Annotated in this window: 14 protein-coding genes and 1 pseudogene; 8 read left to right on the top strand and 7 right to left on the bottom strand. The window is 62.5% G+C overall.

Going from position 1 to position 16,786, the window contains the following annotated elements:
• Positions 1-3: 3 nt before the first annotated feature.
• The 4 genes from BFP92_RS21785 to BFP92_RS21770 are packed head-to-tail and all read left to right on the top strand — an operon-like array spanning position 4 to position 4,593.
• Positions 4-1,053 carry a branched-chain amino acid ABC transporter permease gene (locus tag BFP92_RS21785; protein ID WP_065931040.1) on the top strand — a complete coding sequence of 350 codons (1,050 nt, stop codon included), beginning with the start codon at positions 4-6 and terminating at the stop codon, positions 1,051-1,053.
• A gap of 22 nt (positions 1,054-1,075) precedes the next feature.
• Positions 1,076-2,416 (top strand): ABC transporter substrate-binding protein, encoded by a 1,341-nt coding sequence (locus BFP92_RS21780; protein ID WP_065931039.1) that lies wholly within the window; start codon positions 1,076-1,078, stop codon positions 2,414-2,416.
• A 3-nt stretch (positions 2,417-2,419) separates the two neighbouring features.
• Positions 2,420-3,187: an ABC transporter ATP-binding protein gene (locus BFP92_RS21775; RefSeq protein WP_065931038.1), complete on the top strand. Its 768-nt coding sequence runs from the start codon at positions 2,420-2,422 to the stop codon at positions 3,185-3,187.
• 11 nt (positions 3,188-3,198) lie between these two features.
• Positions 3,199-4,593 carry an FAD/NAD(P)-binding protein gene (locus BFP92_RS21770; RefSeq protein WP_065931037.1) on the top strand — a complete coding sequence of 465 codons (1,395 nt, stop codon included), beginning with the start codon at positions 3,199-3,201 and terminating at the stop codon, positions 4,591-4,593.
• 103 nt (positions 4,594-4,696) lie between these two features.
• Here BFP92_RS21770 and BFP92_RS21765 read toward each other — a convergent pair whose 3' ends face one another.
• Genes BFP92_RS21765 through BFP92_RS21750 form a run of 4 tightly spaced genes read right to left on the bottom strand, consistent with a single transcriptional unit; the run spans position 4,697 to position 9,311 of the window.
• Positions 4,697-5,944, bottom strand: a complete 1,248-nt coding sequence (locus BFP92_RS21765) for an efflux RND transporter periplasmic adaptor subunit (protein WP_065931036.1) — start codon at positions 5,942-5,944, stop codon at positions 4,697-4,699.
• A complete protein-coding gene (locus tag BFP92_RS21760; RefSeq protein ID WP_065931035.1) occupies positions 5,934-7,415 on the bottom strand; it encodes a TolC family protein in 1,482 nt (493 codons plus the stop codon). The genes BFP92_RS21765 and BFP92_RS21760 overlap by 11 nt, the downstream gene beginning before the upstream one ends.
• Positions 7,408-8,607 carry an ABC transporter permease gene (locus tag BFP92_RS21755; protein WP_065931034.1) on the bottom strand — a complete coding sequence of 400 codons (1,200 nt, stop codon included), beginning with the start codon at positions 8,605-8,607 and terminating at the stop codon, positions 7,408-7,410. The genes BFP92_RS21760 and BFP92_RS21755 overlap by 8 nt, the downstream gene beginning before the upstream one ends.
• Positions 8,604-9,311: an ABC transporter ATP-binding protein gene (locus BFP92_RS21750; protein ID WP_065931033.1), complete on the bottom strand. Its 708-nt coding sequence runs from the start codon at positions 9,309-9,311 to the stop codon at positions 8,604-8,606. The genes BFP92_RS21755 and BFP92_RS21750 overlap by 4 nt, the downstream gene beginning before the upstream one ends.
• A 359-nt stretch (positions 9,312-9,670) precedes the next feature.
• On the opposite strand from BFP92_RS21750, the gene BFP92_RS21745 reads away from it, so the two are divergent.
• Entirely contained in the window at positions 9,671-10,423 is a 753-nt protein-coding gene (locus BFP92_RS21745; protein ID WP_065931032.1) for a TetR/AcrR family transcriptional regulator, read from the top strand.
• Positions 10,424-10,682: 259 nt separating this feature from the next.
• Here BFP92_RS21745 and BFP92_RS21740 read toward each other — a convergent pair whose 3' ends face one another.
• The 3 genes from BFP92_RS21740 to BFP92_RS21730 all read right to left on the bottom strand — a co-directional run bounded on the left by BFP92_RS21740 (position 10,683) and on the right by BFP92_RS21730 (position 14,658).
• On the bottom strand, positions 10,683-11,741 hold the full coding sequence (locus tag BFP92_RS21740) for an FUSC family protein (protein WP_065931031.1): 1,059 nt from the start codon (positions 11,739-11,741) through the stop codon (positions 10,683-10,685).
• A gap of 151 nt (positions 11,742-11,892) precedes the next feature.
• Positions 11,893-13,509, bottom strand: coding sequence for an NADP-dependent glyceraldehyde-3-phosphate dehydrogenase (locus BFP92_RS21735; RefSeq protein ID WP_056858524.1), 1,617 nt, complete (start codon positions 13,507-13,509; stop codon positions 11,893-11,895).
• A 78-nt stretch (positions 13,510-13,587) separates the two neighbouring features.
• Positions 13,588-14,658, bottom strand: a complete 1,071-nt coding sequence (locus tag BFP92_RS21730; RefSeq protein ID WP_065931030.1) for an MFS transporter — start codon at positions 14,656-14,658, stop codon at positions 13,588-13,590.
• 128 nt (positions 14,659-14,786) lie between these two features.
• Here BFP92_RS21730 and BFP92_RS21725 point away from each other — a divergent pair, with 128 nt between their 5' ends.
• From BFP92_RS21725 to BFP92_RS32350, 3 genes and pseudogenes are all read left to right on the top strand, one after another.
• A complete protein-coding gene (locus BFP92_RS21725) occupies positions 14,787-15,497 on the top strand; it encodes an ArsR/SmtB family transcription factor (RefSeq protein WP_065931029.1) in 711 nt (236 codons plus the stop codon).
• Positions 15,498-15,540: 43 nt separating this feature from the next.
• Positions 15,541-16,416 carry a Dyp-type peroxidase gene (locus BFP92_RS21720; protein WP_065931028.1) on the top strand — a complete coding sequence of 292 codons (876 nt, stop codon included), beginning with the start codon at positions 15,541-15,543 and terminating at the stop codon, positions 16,414-16,416.
• A gap of 205 nt (positions 16,417-16,621) precedes the next feature.
• Positions 16,622-16,763 (top strand): annotated as a pseudogene (locus BFP92_RS32350) (DUF2063 domain-containing protein); the annotation flags it as partial.
• Positions 16,764-16,786: the final 23 nt, after the last annotated feature.

The raw sequence follows: 16,786 nt of genomic DNA, 5'->3' as shown, positions 1-16,786 counted from the left end.
ACCATGTCGATACCCGTTGTTCAAGAAACCGCGCCGTTATTACTGACTCAGCGGCGCTTGCCCTGGGGCCTGATCGGCTTATTGGCAGTGGCCTTTATCGGCGTGCCGCTGTGGGGCAATGACTATTGGCTCAACGCGATCCTGATCCCGTTTCTGGTGCTGTCGCTGGCCGGTCTGGGCCTGAATTTGCTCACCGGCTATACCGGCCAGACCTCCGTGGGCGCCGCGGGTTTTATGGCCGTTGGCGCGTTTGCCACCTACGGTTTTCTGTTGCGTCTGCCCGAGCTGGGCCTGCCGGTGGCGCTGCTCGGCGGTGGGGTTATCAGTGCGCTGGTTGGGCTGTTATTTGGTTTGCCCAGCTCGCGGATCAAAGGCTTCTACTTGATGGTCACCACCCTGGCGGCGCAGTTCTTTCTGGAGTGGCTGTTCGTCAAATTCCCCTGGTTCTACAACTACGGCTCCTCCGGGACCATCTCCGCGCCGAAGCTTGCGCTGTTCGGCCATGACCTCAATACACCGCTGGGCCGTTACTGGCTGACGTTGGTCACGGTGCTGCTGTTGACCTGGACCGCCATCAATCTGGTGCGCAGCCAGGTCGGCCGTAACTGGATGGCGATCCGCGACATGGACACCGCCGCCGCCGTGGTCGGCATCCCGGTGGTGCGCTACAAGCGCCTGGCCTTCGCGGTCAGCTCGTTCTACTTAGGCATCGCCGGCGCGTTGTGGGCCTTTGCCTACCTGGGCACGGCCAGCGCCAGCAGCTTCGATATCAACCGCTCGTTCCAGATCCTGTTCATCATCATTATCGGCGGCATGGGCAGCATTGCCGGCAACTTTGTCGGTGCGGCATTTATCAGTTTGCTGCCGATTTTTCTCAGCCACGCCGGGCAGGCGCTGTTCGGTGGCTCGGTGGATGCGGGGCAGTTGCAGAACCTGCAGAAAATCATTTTTGGCGTGTTGATCATCGTGTTCCTGATCAAGGAACCCGAAGGCTTGATTCGCCTGTTGCACAACCTGCGTGACCGTCTGCGGCAATGGCCGCTGCGCTTCTAACATTCCCTCAAGAGAATCCAACATGCGTGCAACCTTGAAACGTTCCCTGCTCGGCGCCGCCTTCGCGCTGGCAGCCTTGTCCGGTGCTATGCCCCAGGCGATCGCCGCGCCCGACCAGCAATTTATCCCGCTGGCCACCTACCGCGTCGGCGCCTATGCCTCCAGCGGCGTGCAGGTGTGGGCCGGGATGATCGACTACCTGCGTTACATCAACGAAGTCGAAGGCGGCATCAACGGCGTCAAACTGGTATGGCAGGAATGCGAAACCGAATGGACGGCAGAGAAGGGCATCGAGTGCTACGAGCGCTTCAAGAATGGCCTGGATGGCGCGCCGGTCGCGGTCTACCAGCCTAACGGCGCACCGGCGGCCTATGCGTTGAGCGAGCGCGCGGAAGTCGACAAGATTCCGTTGATCACCCTCGGTTACGGCCGCACCGAAGCCACCGACGGCACGGTGTTCCCCTATAACTTTCCGGTGATGCTGACCTTCTACAGCGAAGCGTCCACGCTGGTGAATTACATTGCCCAGCGCGAAGGCGGCTTCGACAAGCTCAAGGGCAAGAAGATCGCCACGGTCTATCACGATTCGGCTTACGGCCGCGAAACCCTCGGCCCGTTGAAGTTATTGGCCGAGAAATACGGCTTTGAAAATATCCAGATTCCGGTGGCCGACCCGGGCAACGAGCAGTCGGCGCAATGGCGCCAGGTGCGTCAGGCCAACCCGGACTGGGTGTTTTTGCGTACCTGGGGTGTGTCCACGCCGGTGGCGGTGAAGACCGCTGCGCGCTTTGGCTTCCCGGTTGACCATATCATCGGCGATATCTGGGCCAGTTCCAGCGAAGACGTACTGCCCGCAGGCGCCGCCGCCAAAGGTTACCTGGCGCTCACGCCTTACCCGGCAGGCGCCGATTTCGAAATCCACAAACGCCTTAAACAGTACATCCTCGACAAAGGCCACAGCGACCTCAAGGACCTGAAAAACTTTGGCAGCGTCTACTACAACTCGGGCCTGGTAAACGCTGCCGTGGCGGTGGAAGCGATTCGCACTGCCCAGGCCAAGTTCGGCAAGCGCCCGCTCAATGGCGAGGAAGGCCGTTGGGGCCTGGAGCACTTGAATATCGATGATGCGCGTCTTAAAGACATGGGTTATCTGGGCCTGATGCAGAACCTCAAGCTGTCGTGCCGCGACCATGAAGGCGGCGGCTCGGCGCGTGTGCAGCAGTGGGACGGCGCCAACTGGACGCTGATCAGCGACTGGATCGCCGCCGACCGTGCGCTGCTGCGCCCGCTGATCGATGAAAAGTCCGCCGCATTCGCCAAGGAAAAAGGCCTGACGCCGCGTACCTGCACCGGGGATGAATAAGCCATGAGCCAGCCCGCCGCTGAACCTGCCAGCTTGTCACTGTTAAACGTCAATGACATCGAAGTGATCTACGACGGCGCCATACTGGCGGTGGCCGGGGTCTCGCTCCACGTGCCCAAGGGCGCCATCGTGGCGTTGCTGGGGGCCAACGGTGCCGGCAAAAGCACCACGCTCAAGGCCATTTCGGGGCTGGTACGCGCCGAACGCGCCGAGGTCAGCCGCGGCGTGATCGAGTATGCCGGCCGCGACCTGGCCGGTATCGATCCCAGCCAACGGGTGCGCCAGGGCATGGTCCATGTGCTGGAAGGCCGCCATGTGTTCGGCCAACTGAGCGTGGAAGACAACCTGCGCAGCGGCGGCTTTGTGCGGCGCCTGAGCCGCAAAGACATGGAGCACGACCTGGAGCGTATCTACGCCTGGTTCCCACGCCTCAAGACCAAGCGCCACACCCGCGCCGGGCTGACCTCGGGCGGCGAGCAGCAAATGGTTGCCATTGGCCGCGCCTTGATGACCCGGCCCACATTGGTGTTGCTCGACGAGCCCTCCATGGGCCTGGCGCCAATGATCGTGCAAGAGATTTTCGCGATCATCGCCCAGCTTAACCGCGAGCAGCAGGTGAGCTTCCTGATCGCCGAGCAGAACATCAATGTCGCGCTCACCTATGCCTCCCATGGTTATGTGCTGGATACTGGGCGCGTGGTCTTGAGCGGCAGTGCGGCTGAACTGCTGGCGCGCGGTGATTTGCATGATATTTATCTGGGTAAACAGTAAGGGCAATGTGCATGACTGAATCCATCCGCAACGCTGATGTGCTGATCATCGGCGGCGGCTTGAGCGGCACGATGCTGGCGGTGCAACTGCTGCGCCGGCCTGGCAAGCGGCAGATCCTGGTGATTGAACCACGCAAGGAGCTTGGCCGTGGCGAGGCCTACAGTGCCGTCGAACGGGGGCACACCCTGAACGGCAATGCGGCGCGCATGAGTGTCGACCCGGACAACCCCGATGACTTGACCCAATGGCTCACCGACTACATCGGCGCCGGGGGGTGGCCGGAATCGGATCAGCAGCCTGTACCCATCAGCGAATTGTTCCCGCCACGCGGGATTTTTGGTGTGTATGCGCAGCAGCGGCTGGCAGAGGCCAAGGCGCTGTCGGCTTCGACGGTCGAGCATATTCGTGCCGAGGTGGTCGACCTGCAAGTGGATGCTGCCGCAACGTTGTTGACGCTGGATAACGGTCAACAAGTGCGCGGTGCTTACGCGGTATTGGCCACCGGCATGTTCCCGGCGGCGCGCACGCCGCAGACCGAGTCCAGCGGTTTGAATGCAGCAGCAGTGGACCCGTGGGACGTCAAGGCCATGCGCCAGATCGAGCCGCAGTCGACGGTGCTGATCATCGGTTCCGGGCTGACCATGGTGGACGCCGTGGTGTCTCTGGAACAGGCCGGCCATCGCGGCCCAATCGAGATTTTTTCACGTCACGGCCTGTTGCCCCATGTGCGGCGGCAACCGCCGGTGTGGGTGGATTTCCTGGCCGATGATCACCGCCTGCGCAGCCCTCGGCAATTGCTGCGTGAGGTGCGTCGTCAATGCCGCAGCGCGATCGAGCAGGGCATTGATTGGCAGGCGCCGCTGGACACGGTGCGCGCGCATATCGGCCGCTTGTGGAGCCAGGCCAGTGAGCGCGAGAAACGCCAGTTCGTGCGCCATGTAAGGCCGTGGTGGGAGAGCCATCACCACCGTTCGCCACCCTTGAGCGCGCAGTTGGTGGCGCGGCTGCATGAAGAGGGACGGCTGAGGATTCAGGCGGCGTCGTTCAAGGGGCTGGTGGCGTCGGACAGCGGCGTGACGATCAAGCTGCGGCGGCGTGGCGAACAAGCCGTCACTCAGGTGTCCGGTGCGGCGCTGATCAACTCCAGCGGTATTGAGTACGACTGGCGGCGAGTGGCCAAGCCGTTGCCGCAGCAATTGCTCACGCGTGGGTTGATCAAGCCTGGGCCGCTGGCGTTGGGGATTGCGGCGGATGTGTCGGGGGCTGTGTTGGATGCTCAGGGGCAGGTCAGCCAACGACTGTTTGCCATGGGCCCGCCGTTGCGCGGGATGTGGTGGGAGAGCACGGCCGTCACCGATGTGGCGCTCCAGGCCAAGGCCCTGGCCGCCAAACTCACCTCACTCTGAATGTGGGAGCTGGCTTGCCTACGATGGCGGTGGGGCAGGCACAACCGTTTTAACTGACAGTCCGCTATCGCAGGCAAGCCAGCTCCCACCGTTGGATCTCCCTCTATTTTGAGTTTTTTACAAAGCCTGGCTTGAGGCCGAATACCTCAACACCTTCGGCGGTTGACTGTCCTGTGGTGACGTTAACCCGCTCCACCGGCTTATCCATCGCGGCTCGATATTCCACGGTCATGTCCGTCTGGATCGCCTGGCTTGGTACCACAATCGCCTGCGCATTGTTGTAGGTCACAATCGTCAACCGCGCACTCATCCCCAGCCGCACCCGCTGCAATTGCTGTGCGGTCAGTTTGGGGATCGACAAGGTGACCGGAAACTGCGCGCTGCCCTGGCTGTCGCTGGCAATCGCCAGGCCGCTGACCACGCTGACGGAGCCGGTCAGGCGCTCGCCGTCAAAGCCATCACCCATCACTTCCACGGCCTGGCCCTGATGCAACTGGTTGATGTCCAGCTCCGACACCTTCGCGACAATTTTCAGCCGTTCGATATTGGCCAGCCCGAACAGCACCTGCCCCTGGCTGACCTTGCTGCCGGCCTGCACCGGTACGTTGTTATTGGCGCCGCCAGGCGAGGAATTATTGCTGCCCGGCGCCGGGACGACGATGCCGGAGAAGGGCGCCTTGACCTCCTTGCCTTCCAGCAGCTTATGCAAGGCGTCGTATTTCACCGTGGCGTTGGTCAATTCCATCTCGGCGATCTGGCGGTATTCGCCTTTGCCCTGATCCTGCGCCTGCTGCAGTTCGCTACGGGCCGCGGCGAGGTCCAGTTGTTGCTGTTGGGTCTGCTGCTTGAGATCGTCCAGCTCGTTGCGCGGGATGATGCCGCGCTTGAACAGGTTTTCGCTCTCGGTGAGTTTGCGCTGGGTGTTGCCGGCGGTCATTTCCGCAGTGCGCAGGCTACGGCGGGCGCGGCTGACGGCGGGGCTGCTGTCCCAGTCTTGCATCTCTTGCACGGTGCGCCGCGCCTTGAGCTGGGCGGAGAGGGCATCGCGCAGTTGCACTTCGAGAGTCGCCGGATCCATGCGCAACAGCACCTGGCCGGCTTCGACGCGTTGGCCTTGCTCGACCAGGTTGGCGAGCACATTACCGTCGAACGGCGCGGTGAGGGTGATGGTGGTGTCGGGTTCGATCTTGCCCACCAGGCCGATCTGGTGCACCAACGGGTCGGGCTTGACCGCCAGCCATTGCTCGGTCGCGGCGGGCTGGCGGGTGGCCGGGCTGCGCAGGGCAATGCCTGCGCCCGCCAACAGCACGATGATCAGGGCACCCAGCAGGTATTTTTTATTAGTAGTCATTGAGGGCAATTTCCCAACTTTCCAGCGTCATGCCCAGGGTCAAATCGAGCTGGGTCTGGGCGTTCAGGTAAGCGATCAGTGCATTGAGCCGCGCGTTTTCGGCATTGCGCAGGTCGGTTTCGTAACTCAGCACCTGGAAGTTGGTGGAGCGCCCGGCGCTGAGTTTTTCCCGCTCGATTTCGATCTTGCGCCGCGACAGCTCGACGGCACGCTGAGAGATTTCATATTGGCGCCAACGCGTGCCCAGGTCGCGCACCACGTCGTTGACACTGCGTTCCAGTTCCTGGCGCGCGTCGGTGATGCGGATCTCCTGATCTTCGACATTCACCCGCGCGCGCACCTCGGCCTGGCGGGTGCTGATGTCGCCGATGGGAATCTGCACCTGCACCCCGGCGTAGCTGTTCCACGTGCGGTTATTGTTGTTGCCGCTGTCGTTGTTGCTGTAGGCATCGCGTAACTGGTTGGCGCCCGCCACCAGGTCTACTTGCCAGCGCCCGGAGTCTTTGGCGATCACCAGGTTGAGGTCGGCCTGTTGGCTGCCGAGCAGGGCCGCGAGGTACTCCGGCTGCTGGGTCTGCGCCAGGTTGAAGGCCTGGCGTTTGTCGATGTTCATCGGTTTGGCGTCCAGGGCTTCGCTGGCGCGGATCGGCGTCGACAGGTCCAGCGCCAGCAGGCGCAGCAGGGCCAGGCGGCTGGTGTCGAGTTGGTTCTGGGCCTCTTCCACGCCCAGTTGCTGGGTGGCGATATCGGCTTCAGTCTGCACAATTTCGAACTCGGCCATGCGCCCGGCACTGATCAGCGCCTTGTTCACGTCCAGCAAGGTGTTGGAGCGCTTGAGCGCGTCCTGGACAATGCTCAACTGCTCCTGGGCGCGCAGCAGCTCACGGTAGGTGGCGATGATCTGGCTGATGGTCTGCGCCACGGTGGCTTTGAGGTTCAGGCGGTTGGCCTGCTCCGACAGGCGCGACAGACGCAGCGGCGCGGTGGTGGCGTCCCAGCCGCCGCCACGCATCAGCGGTTGGATCAGCGCCAGGTCGAGGCCGTCGCTGCGGTAGCGGCCGGCGCGGTCGGCGTTGTTCAACTGCTGGGTCCAGGCCATGCTCAACTGGGTGCCGTATTCACTGAGCAAGGTCGCTCGCGGCGCCAGGTTGGCATTGCGCGCGTTGTCGGCTGAGCCGCGACTTTGACGGTAATAACTGTTGAGGGAGAGCTTGGGGTTGAAGGTGTCTTCGGCCACCCGCAGGTCGAACTTTTGCGCCACGCGTTGCAGGTACGCGCTGCGGATCGCCGGGTTTTTGCGCAGGCCCAGGTACACCGCATCCCCCAGGGTCATGGTCGTGACCTGGTTATTGAGCGACACACTGCGGTCATACCCACTGCGGGTGGTGCTCGGCGCCGACGGGTTGATTACCACGTCGGTGGCCATGGCCGGCAGGCTTGCCAGGGTGAGTAACCACAGCCATTTATTCATCACGCAGGGCCTCCACCGGCTGCAGCCGCGAGGCCGAGACCGCCGGGTAGATGCCAAAGAACAAGCCCACCAGCAAGGTGCTGCCCACCCCCAGTGGCAGGGCGGCGGCGGCCAGGGCAAATTCCCAGCCCGACAGCCAGGCGTAGAGCCACGCGGCGGTCATGCCCAGCACCGCACCGCACAGCGCACCCACTGCCGTCAGCGTGACCGCTTCGAGCAAAAACAGATTGCGGATGTCACGCTGGCGCGCGCCCAGGGCCATGCGGATACCGATTTCGCGGCGGCGCTCCGAGACATTCATCAGCATCACGTTCATCACGCCGACACCGCCGCCGACCAGGGAAATCGCGCCCAGCGCCAGCAGCAAGTAGGCGAACGTGCGGCTTTGCCGGGTCATGCCATCGATCATTTGCTGGGGCACCTGAATGTCGACATCGTGGTCGGTGAGCTGGCGTTTCAAGGCAATCGCGGCTTCAACGGCGATGCGCTCCATGTCCTGGCCGGGCGCGGCGCGGATGATCACATTGCCGATCTGCGGCGTCGGGTAGATGCGCCGCATGCCTTCGGCGGGGATAAACAGCGATTCGTTGGCCTGCACCGGCATCAGCATCGCCCGGGGTTGGTTGTGCAATATGCCCACCACCAGAAATAGGTAATCGTTGATACGCACGCGGTCGCCCAGCTTCAGCGGGTCGCCTGGCGTGCCCAAGGCCTGGGCGACTTGATCGCCGATCACGCCGTAGGTTTCGTTGGCGTCGAAGGCGGATAGAAAACGCCCCTCCCGCAGGACCAGGCGCATGGCGTCCCTGATATCCGCGGTGCTGCCGACAAAGTTGGCGTTGGCCGTGCGACCGTGGAACACCAGCGGCCCGCTGAACAGGCTGAGCGCACCGATATGGGCAATGCCCGGCACCGCCTGGCGCACCGCGTCCAGGTCGAGGCTGGCGCGCATCGGCGTATTGCTGTTGCCTTTGGGCGGGAACTGGGCGATCAGGGTGTCGGTGCCCATGTCCTTGAAAATCATCGCCGCGTCCACTGCCGCGTTATGGCCGATATTGATCAGGGCCACCACCGACGAGCTGCCGATCACGATGCCCAGCAACGCCAGGATCGAACGTTTGCCCAGGGTGCGCAGGCTCACAAAGGCTTCATGCAGCAGTTGGCTCAGGCTCTGTTCGACCCGCTGGCTCATAGGCGCCCAGCCTCATGCACCACGCCATTGCGCACCAGGATCTTGCGCTCCAGGCGCTCGGCGATGTGTGCATCGTGGGTGACGATAATCAGCGTCACCTGCTGCTCGCGGTTCAGGGCCAGCAGCAGGTCCATGATCTCCTGGGCGGTGGTGCTGTCGAGGTTGCCGGTGGGTTCGTCGGCGAGGATCACCGACGGCTTGCCGACCAGCGCACGGGCAATCGCCACGCGTTGGCGCTGGCCACCGGACAGGTCGGCGGGGCGGTGGTGGGCGCGCTCGGCCAGGCCGACTTGTTCGAGCATGCGCAGCGCCTGTTCCACCGACTCATGGCGCGACACGCCACGGTAACTGAGGGGCAGGGCGACGTTGTCCAGGGCACTGAGGCGTGGCAGCAGGTTGAAACTCTGGAACACAAAGCCGATCTGCTGGTTGCGGATCGCCGCCAGCTCGTCCGGCGTGGCGCTGAAGATATCGTGGCCGGCAAAGTGGTACTGGCCGCCGTCGGGCAAGTCCAGCAAGCCAAGGATATTGAGCAGGGTACTTTTGCCGGAGCCGGAGGCGCCGAGAATGCCGCAGCTGTCGCCGCGGGCGATGGACAGGCACACGTCATTGAGAATCGACAGGTGTTGCCCGGCAAGCTGATAGCTTTTGCCGATGCCTTGCAGGGAGATCAAGCCTGGGTGCGCGGGGGTCTCTGTCATCATGACTACGCCTGCAGTCTCGACGCTATCGCCACGCCCCCGGCAAAGCCTTGTAACAAGTTCGGGAACTGCCTGATACGCGCCACGGACTGGTTTTATTTCTTGTTTTTAAAATATTGTTTGAATAGTAACCGCGTTCAGCGTGCTTCGCCAGCCATGGATGTAGAGCGGTTTTACCCTTTGCAACGATTTTGCAGTTGCGCGGTTGCGCTGGGAAAAAAGGTGTTCGGCTAGCCTCTACAGGCCCGGTTACACGGGCTTTTGGTAGTATGGCGCAGTGTCAGTACTTGCTTTCGACGGGCCGCCCCGGTATAAAAAATCAAATTATTTTTTAAAACAATATTTCCCACGTGGAACCTTTCATGGTCGCGAAGAAACTCAGCGCTCCAAACGTTACCAAGACTCGACTGCTGGATGCGACAGAGGCTCTCTTCATCAAATACGGCTATGACGCCGTGTTGCTCCGGCAGATTACCGAGCGCGCCCAGGTAAACCTGGCCGCCGTGAACTACCACTTCGGGGACAAGGATTCCCTGATGAAAACCCTCTTGATGCAACGCCTGGAGCCGCTCAATGAGCAGCGCCTGGAGCTGCTCGCGCGCTGTGAAGCCGAATCCGACGGCCCGCTCGATTGCGATACCTTGCTCGGCGTGCTGTTCGCCCCGGCTATGGGCCTGGAGCGCAGTGACCCGGCCAGCGGGGAAGGGCGTTCATTTATTCGCTTCCTGGGCCGGGTGTACAGCGACACCTCGCCGTTTATCCAGGAATACCTCAAGGTGCATTACCAGCCGGTGTTCCAGCGCTTCTTCGAAGCCTTCGCCCTGGCCCTGCCGGATCTGCCACGCAATGAGCTGGGCGTGCGCCTGCAATTCGCCCTCAAGGCGATTTCCGGGGTCATGGCCGGCACCGAGCTGCGCCTGCTGATGAACTCCATGAGTCTGGGCCGCCCGGCCACCGATGCCGAGGTGATGGCCAAGCTGATCACCCTGGTCTCAGCGGCGATTCGTGTACCGCAGCAAAGTCCCGAAGCCGAAACCGCGTTGGCCAAGGTGCTCGACACCCAGCGCGCCATTCGCGAACAAGCCGCAACGCCATCCAGCAAAGCCGCGCGTTAAAACCCAAATCCAAGACAAAAAAAACCCGCTGGGGCGGCGGGTTTTGATGTGCAACGTTTGTAACGGATGAGGCTTCACCCTACGTCTGCGGATGTGAATAAATCGTGAAAAAAATGTGAGAAAAAGGCGGATGGCCGCAGTTTTACCAAAACTTCGGTATTTGTCGGATTTTCCCTGCAGGCCTGCCGTTTGTCGCCACCGTCTCAAGCGCCTTGTTTACCTTATCCGTCGCGCTGTTCCTGCGCGGCTCTGACCCCGTTCAAATCTTCCAATGACTCGCCGTCTTCGCTAACCGCCCCCGCATCGCCTCCACATTCCCCGCCAACTGCAACGTCAACAACCGATACCCATCCAACGCACTTTGCACCGGCGCTTCAAGCGCAGCGTCATCCGCCACCTGGGCAGGCCGCTCCAGCCGTTCGGTAAACCCGGACTTCAACGCCCGCGCCATCCCCACCAGCTGCACCCGAATCTGCCGATGCTCGGCCTTAAGCATCACTTGCATCCGCGCCATCGCCTGTTCATCACGCGGATCCGGCCGGGTATTGCCGAGAATCTCCAGGGTGCTGATGCACATGCGCAAATGCCGTTGGATCGCGTCCAGTTCGGTCATGGAAATGCGCACTTCCTTGGACACCGACGGCATCAGCGAGCGCAGTTGCAGCATCGCCGCGTTCAGGCGGTTGAGCAGCTTGAGGTGTTCATCGTCCGTGACCGACTGGCCGCTGATGATGCGGCTGTAAATCGCCGCACAATCGCGCAACGCGCTGGCCAGGTTGTAGCGCCAGGAATACACCGCGTACAGCGGCAGGGCGAAGGAAAACGCCAGCGCCAGCACAATGCCGATAAGGATATCGACGGTGCGCCACAAGCCATCGGAGATCGGGTTGTCGCCGTGGCCGGCAACAATAAACACCGTGATCGCCGACAGCAGCGCGATGTAACCGCCCTTGCCGATGGCGTGATAGGAAAAGAACCCGCACACCGCGGACATCAGCAAGTAGGTCAGCAGCGGTATGCCGAAATAAGCCTGTTGCACCACCAGCAGCAGGCCTACGCTGGCACCGATCAGGGTGCCGTAGGCACGCTCCACGGCTTTTTTGCCGATATTGCCGTGGTGCTGCAGGCCACCGATCACGATCAGCATGGTCACCGACGCCCACTCGCCGTGGGGCAAGTTGATGCCGGTGGTGAGCAGGATGGTCGCCAGCAGGCCAATGGACACGCGCACGGCGTGGATCAGCTTGGCATGGCGGTAACGGCGGTACGGGTCGAGCAACGGGCGCAACAGGCGCCGGGCGAAGAAGGGCAGGTTCATCGGTATTAAAGTGGCCTCATTATGCAGTGTGGACTCGATCTAATTGTGGGAGCGGGCTTGCTCGCGAATGCGCCTAGTCAGTCGACACATCTATAGCTGACCCACCGCATTCGCGAGCAAGCCCGCTCCCACATTTTGAACCGAGTTAACGTTAGAAAATGTAATCCGTGGTCAGGAAACTCGAATCACGGTTGCGCAAGATATCGCTGACCAACGCCTTGTTGCTCTCCTGGAACTTGGTCGCCACCAAGGTGCGGATCGAGAACACGCGCAGGGCGTCATGCACCGACAGCGTGCCCTCGGCCGAGTTCTTGCGCCCGTTGAACGGGAAGGTGTCCGGCCCGCGTTGGCACTGGGCGTTGATGTTGATACGCCCGACCTGGTTGGCAAACGTATCCACCAGCCGACCGACTTCCACCGCATTGGTGCCGAAAATGCTTAGCTGCTGGCCGAAGTCCGAGTCCAGCACGTACTCGATCACGGTTTCCAGGTCACGGTACGGCACGATCGGCACAACGGGGCCGAACTGTTCCTCGTTGTAAACGCGCATCTGCGGGTTCACCGGGTACAAAACGGCGGGGTAGAAGAACGAACCGCGACTTTCGCCGCCATTGGGGTTCACCACGTTGGCGCCGTGCTGCTCGGCATCGGCCACCAGTGTATTGAGGTAATCGACCTTGCCGACTTCCGGCAGTGGCGTCAGCGATACACCGTCTTCCCACGGCATGCCGGGTTTGAGCGTGGCCAGTTTGCTGTTGAATTTCTGAATGAAGCTGTCGACCACATCTTCGTGCACAAACAGGATTTTCAGCGCGGTGCAGCGTTGGCCGTTGAACGACAAGGAGCCTGTGACCGCTTCGCTCACGGCATTGTCCAGGTCGACCTCGGGCAGCACGATACCGGGGTTTTTTGCGTCCAGGCCCAGGGCTGCGCGCAGGCGGTGCGGCTTGGGGTGCAGTTTTTTCAGGTCGCTGGCCGCCTTGTTGGTGCCGATAAACGCAAAAATGTCGATTTTGCCGCTGGCCATCAGCGCGCTGACGGTTTCGCGGCCGCTGCCGTAGATCACGTTGATCACGCCGGCCGGGAAGCTGTCACGGAACGCTTCCAGCAACGGGCGAATCAGCAGCACGCCGAGCTTGGCCGGCTTGAACACCACGGTGTTGCCCATGATCAGTGCCGGGATCAGCGTGGTGAAGGTCTCGTTGAGCGGGTAGTTGTAAGGCCCCATGCACAGCGCCACGCCCAGTGGCACGCGGCGGATCTGGCCGAGGGTGTCCTGTTCCAGCTCGAAGCGGCTGGAGCGGCGGTCGAGTTCCTTGAGGGCGTTGATGGTGTCGGTGATGTAGTCGCAGGTGCGGTCGAATTCCTTCTGCGAGTCCTTGAGATTCTTGCCGATTTCCCACATCAGCAGCTTGACCACTGCGTCCCGTTGTTCGCGCATGCGCCGCAAAAAAGCTTCGACATGCTGGATACGTTCGGCCACGCGCATCGTCGGCCATTCACCCTGGCCGCGGTCGTAGGCGCGCACGGCGGCGTCCAGGGCGGTGAGGGCGGTGTCGGCGTCCAGCAGCGGCGTGCTGCCGATGTGCACGCGCTCATCGCCCAGTTGCACCGGGCTCTGCACCTTGGCGAGCGGGCCGTTCCACACCTGCAACTGGCCGTCGACCAGGTAATCACGCTGTTCGATGGGCGCGGCCAGGCGGAATTGCTCGGGAATGTCACTGGCGGCGGTGGGAAACAGCTGGGCGAGCAGGTTACTGGTGGTCATGTCGCTACCCCTGGAATAGTTGCAAAACATGACTAGAGAGTCACCCATCCAAGGGCTGTGTGGCAAGCGCCAGACGCGTTACAGCAGCGCGCCGGCCAGTGCCACGCCCAAGGCTGCGCCGATCTGTCGCGCCGTATTGAGGATGCCGGCGGCAATTGCGGCCTGTCCCGGCGGCACCGCGTTCATCAGCGCGGCCGTGGCGGCAGGGGTGATCAGCCCGGCGGCAAGGCCAATCAGCGGTAGGGGCACCACCATCAAGGCGTAGTCGGGCGTTGTGCCGCCCATCAACAACAGGCCAAAACCGGTCACGTAGAGCATCAGGGCGCCACCGATCAGCCTGCGGCTGCCAAAGGCGCGCACGCACTCGCCGGCCATCAGGCTGCCGATGCTCACCAGCACCGTCAACGGCAGGAACGCCACCCCGGTGCGCAGCGGTGAGAGGCCCAGGGTCCGCTGGAAATACAGGCTGAGTACAAACATCAGCCCATACAGCAGCAGCGCCGACAGCAGTGACACGGCCACACACAGGCTGAACACGCGGCTGCCAAACAGCTGCACGCTGAGGCGCAGCCAGCCTGCGGCGCGGGGCTGTCTGGCACTGGCGGCAAGGCGCGCGCTGAGGCCGACAGCGATCAACCCCAACGGCAGGTTGACCAGGAAAATACTGCGCCAGCCCAGCGTCTGGATCAGCACGCCGCCCACCAACGGCCCGGCCGCCATGGCAATGCCGCCGCACCCGGCCCACAGGCTGATGGCCGTCGCGCGGCCTGCGGGGTTGCCTGCATACGCCTGATTGATCAGCGCCAGGGACGCCGGCACCAGCAACGCTGCGCCGACACCTTGCAGCCCCCGCGCGGCCACCAGCAGGTGCATGTCGCTGGCCACGCCACACAGCAGCGAGGCCAGGGTAAACACCAGCAAGCCGGTCATATACAGCCTGCGCGCCCCAAAGCGATCCGCCATCGCACCGCCGGCCAGCAGCAGGCAACCAAAGGTCAAAGTGTAGGCGCCGACCACCCATTGCAGTGCGCCGGTGTTGCTGTGCAGAGCCATCGCGATGGGGTCCAGCGCCACATTGACGATGGACGTATCGAGGATCACCAGTACATAGCTGAGGCTGGTCGCGGCCAGCACCTTTCGTTGTGGCATGCACACCTTCCTTGAAAAGACACAGGCGGCGAATCTAGCGCGCGGCACGGGGCAGATGCTTCGACGTTGATCGAAGCATGCTCGCCTGCGTCACGCTTATACTGCGCAGGTCCCGTTGGAGAGCCGCCATGTCGAACCCATCCACCTTTACCGAGGTTGCCGCACTGCTCGCCGAGCCCGCCCGCGCCGCGATGCTGTTGGCGTTGTTCGACGGGCGCGCGTTACCTGCGGGTGAACTGGCCTTTGCTGCCGGCATCACCGCGCAGACCGCCAGCACCCACCTGGCCAAATTGGTCGCCGGTGGTTTGCTCGCCTGCCAAACCCAGGGCCGGCATCGCTATTACCGCCTGGCCGGGGAGCACGTGGCTCAGGCGATCGAGTTTCTCAGTGCGATTGCGCCGTTGTCGGCGATCGTGCTCAAACCCCAAAGCCGCGAGGCCCAGGGGCTACGGTTTGCGCGCTGCTGCTACAACCACCTGGCCGGGCAGTTGGGCGTCGCGGTGACCCAGGCGCTGGAAAAGCGCCAATACCTGCGCGCCGTCGGCGATAAACACTATGAAGTGTTGCCCGCAGGCGCAGCCTGGTTGCAGACCCTGGGCATCGACTCAAGCGTCTTGAAGCCTGCGCGCCAATGCCTGGACTGGACCGAGCGCACCCATCACGTGGCCGGCCCGCTCGGCGTGCAATTGCTCAGTGCCTGGTGCGATGCCGGTTGGTTGCGCCGCGCCAAGGATTCGCGTGCGGTGCGGATGACGCCCAAAGGCTGGGCGCAGTTCAAGGCGCAATTGGGCCTGGAACCGCGTGATCTGGAAAACTTGAGCACAAGCCCGCGTTTGTAAGGCTTGTTGGGGTAGACTGCGCGGCTTTTCAGAAGGAGTTCACATGAGTCACTACCAGCCGGGCATTCTTGCCGCACCGGTGCCGTTGCAGGCACGCCATCTGTTTTTTGCCGTTGACGTATCGGCAGCCGTACCCGCCGCGTTGGACGCGTTGGTGCAGTTGACGGATGCGGGCGCAGTGGTCGGTTTTGGCGAGCCGCTGGTGACTTCGCTCGGCGCGCACATTGAAGGGCTGCGCGCATTCCCCACGGTCACGGGCCCCGGCGCACATAACCCGTCTACTCAGCAGGCGTTGTGGGTGTGGCTGCACGGTGTGGATCGCGGTGAACTGCTGCTGCGCAGCCGCGCATTTGAAAAAGCCCTGGCCCCGGCATTCCGGCTGGTGCAGATGACCGAAGGCTTTCGCTACAAAACCGGCTTCGATCTGACCGATTACGAAGACGGCACCGAAAACCCCCACGACGACGCCGCCGTCGAAGCCGCCCTGACCGACAGCGGCGCCAGCTTTGCCGCGATCCAGCAATGGCAACACGACCTCGACGGTTTTGCCGCGTTGCCCGCCCAGGCGCGTGACCACATCATCGGCCGCCGCCATGGCGATAACGAAGAGCTGGACGACGCCCCCGAATCCGCTCACACCAAGCGTACCGCCCAGGAAAGTTTTACCCCGCAAGCCTTTGTAGTGCGCCGCTCGATGCCGTGGGCCGAGAACGGCCAGGCAGGGTTGATGTTCCTGGCGTTTGGGCATTCCTTCGATGCGTTCGAAGCGCAACTGCGGCGCATGAGCGGGTTGGAAGACGGGATTGTGGATGGGTTGTATCGGATCAGTACGCCGTTGACCGGTGGGTATTACTGGTGCCCGCCGGTCAAGGATGGGCATTTGGACTTGAGCGCACTCTCCCAGGCCGCCACTCTCTAAAACGGTGGGAGCCGGCTTGCCTGCGATAGCATCAACTCGGCCTGCGTGAAACACCGAGGTGCCTGCATCGCAGGCAAGCCAGCGCCCACCGTTTGATTTGTGCGGGTGCCTGGATCACGCCCCGCACTGCGCGTTCGCAAACACGAATAGTTCTAATGGTGTCGTTCGAGGTGCCGAATAAAACGCTGGGGATTTGGCGGTGCGCGAGTTTCTGGTGGCGCGCCTGGCTGAAGAGGCGGGCGTGGCCCAGGCCGGTGAGTACCTGGCCGGGTGGTTGGGCAGTAAGTTGATCGTTGAATGACGCCGGCAAACATGAAAATTCGGACAGCCAGGCAATTGGCCACTGAAAAAAAACCGCCCAGCCCGTAAT

It is taken from the genome of Pseudomonas sp. 58 R 3, from assembly GCF_900006605.1.
Lineage (GTDB): Bacteria > Pseudomonadota > Gammaproteobacteria > Pseudomonadales > Pseudomonadaceae > Aquipseudomonas > Aquipseudomonas salomonii.
This window is presented reverse-complemented; position numbering and strand designations above follow the sequence as displayed.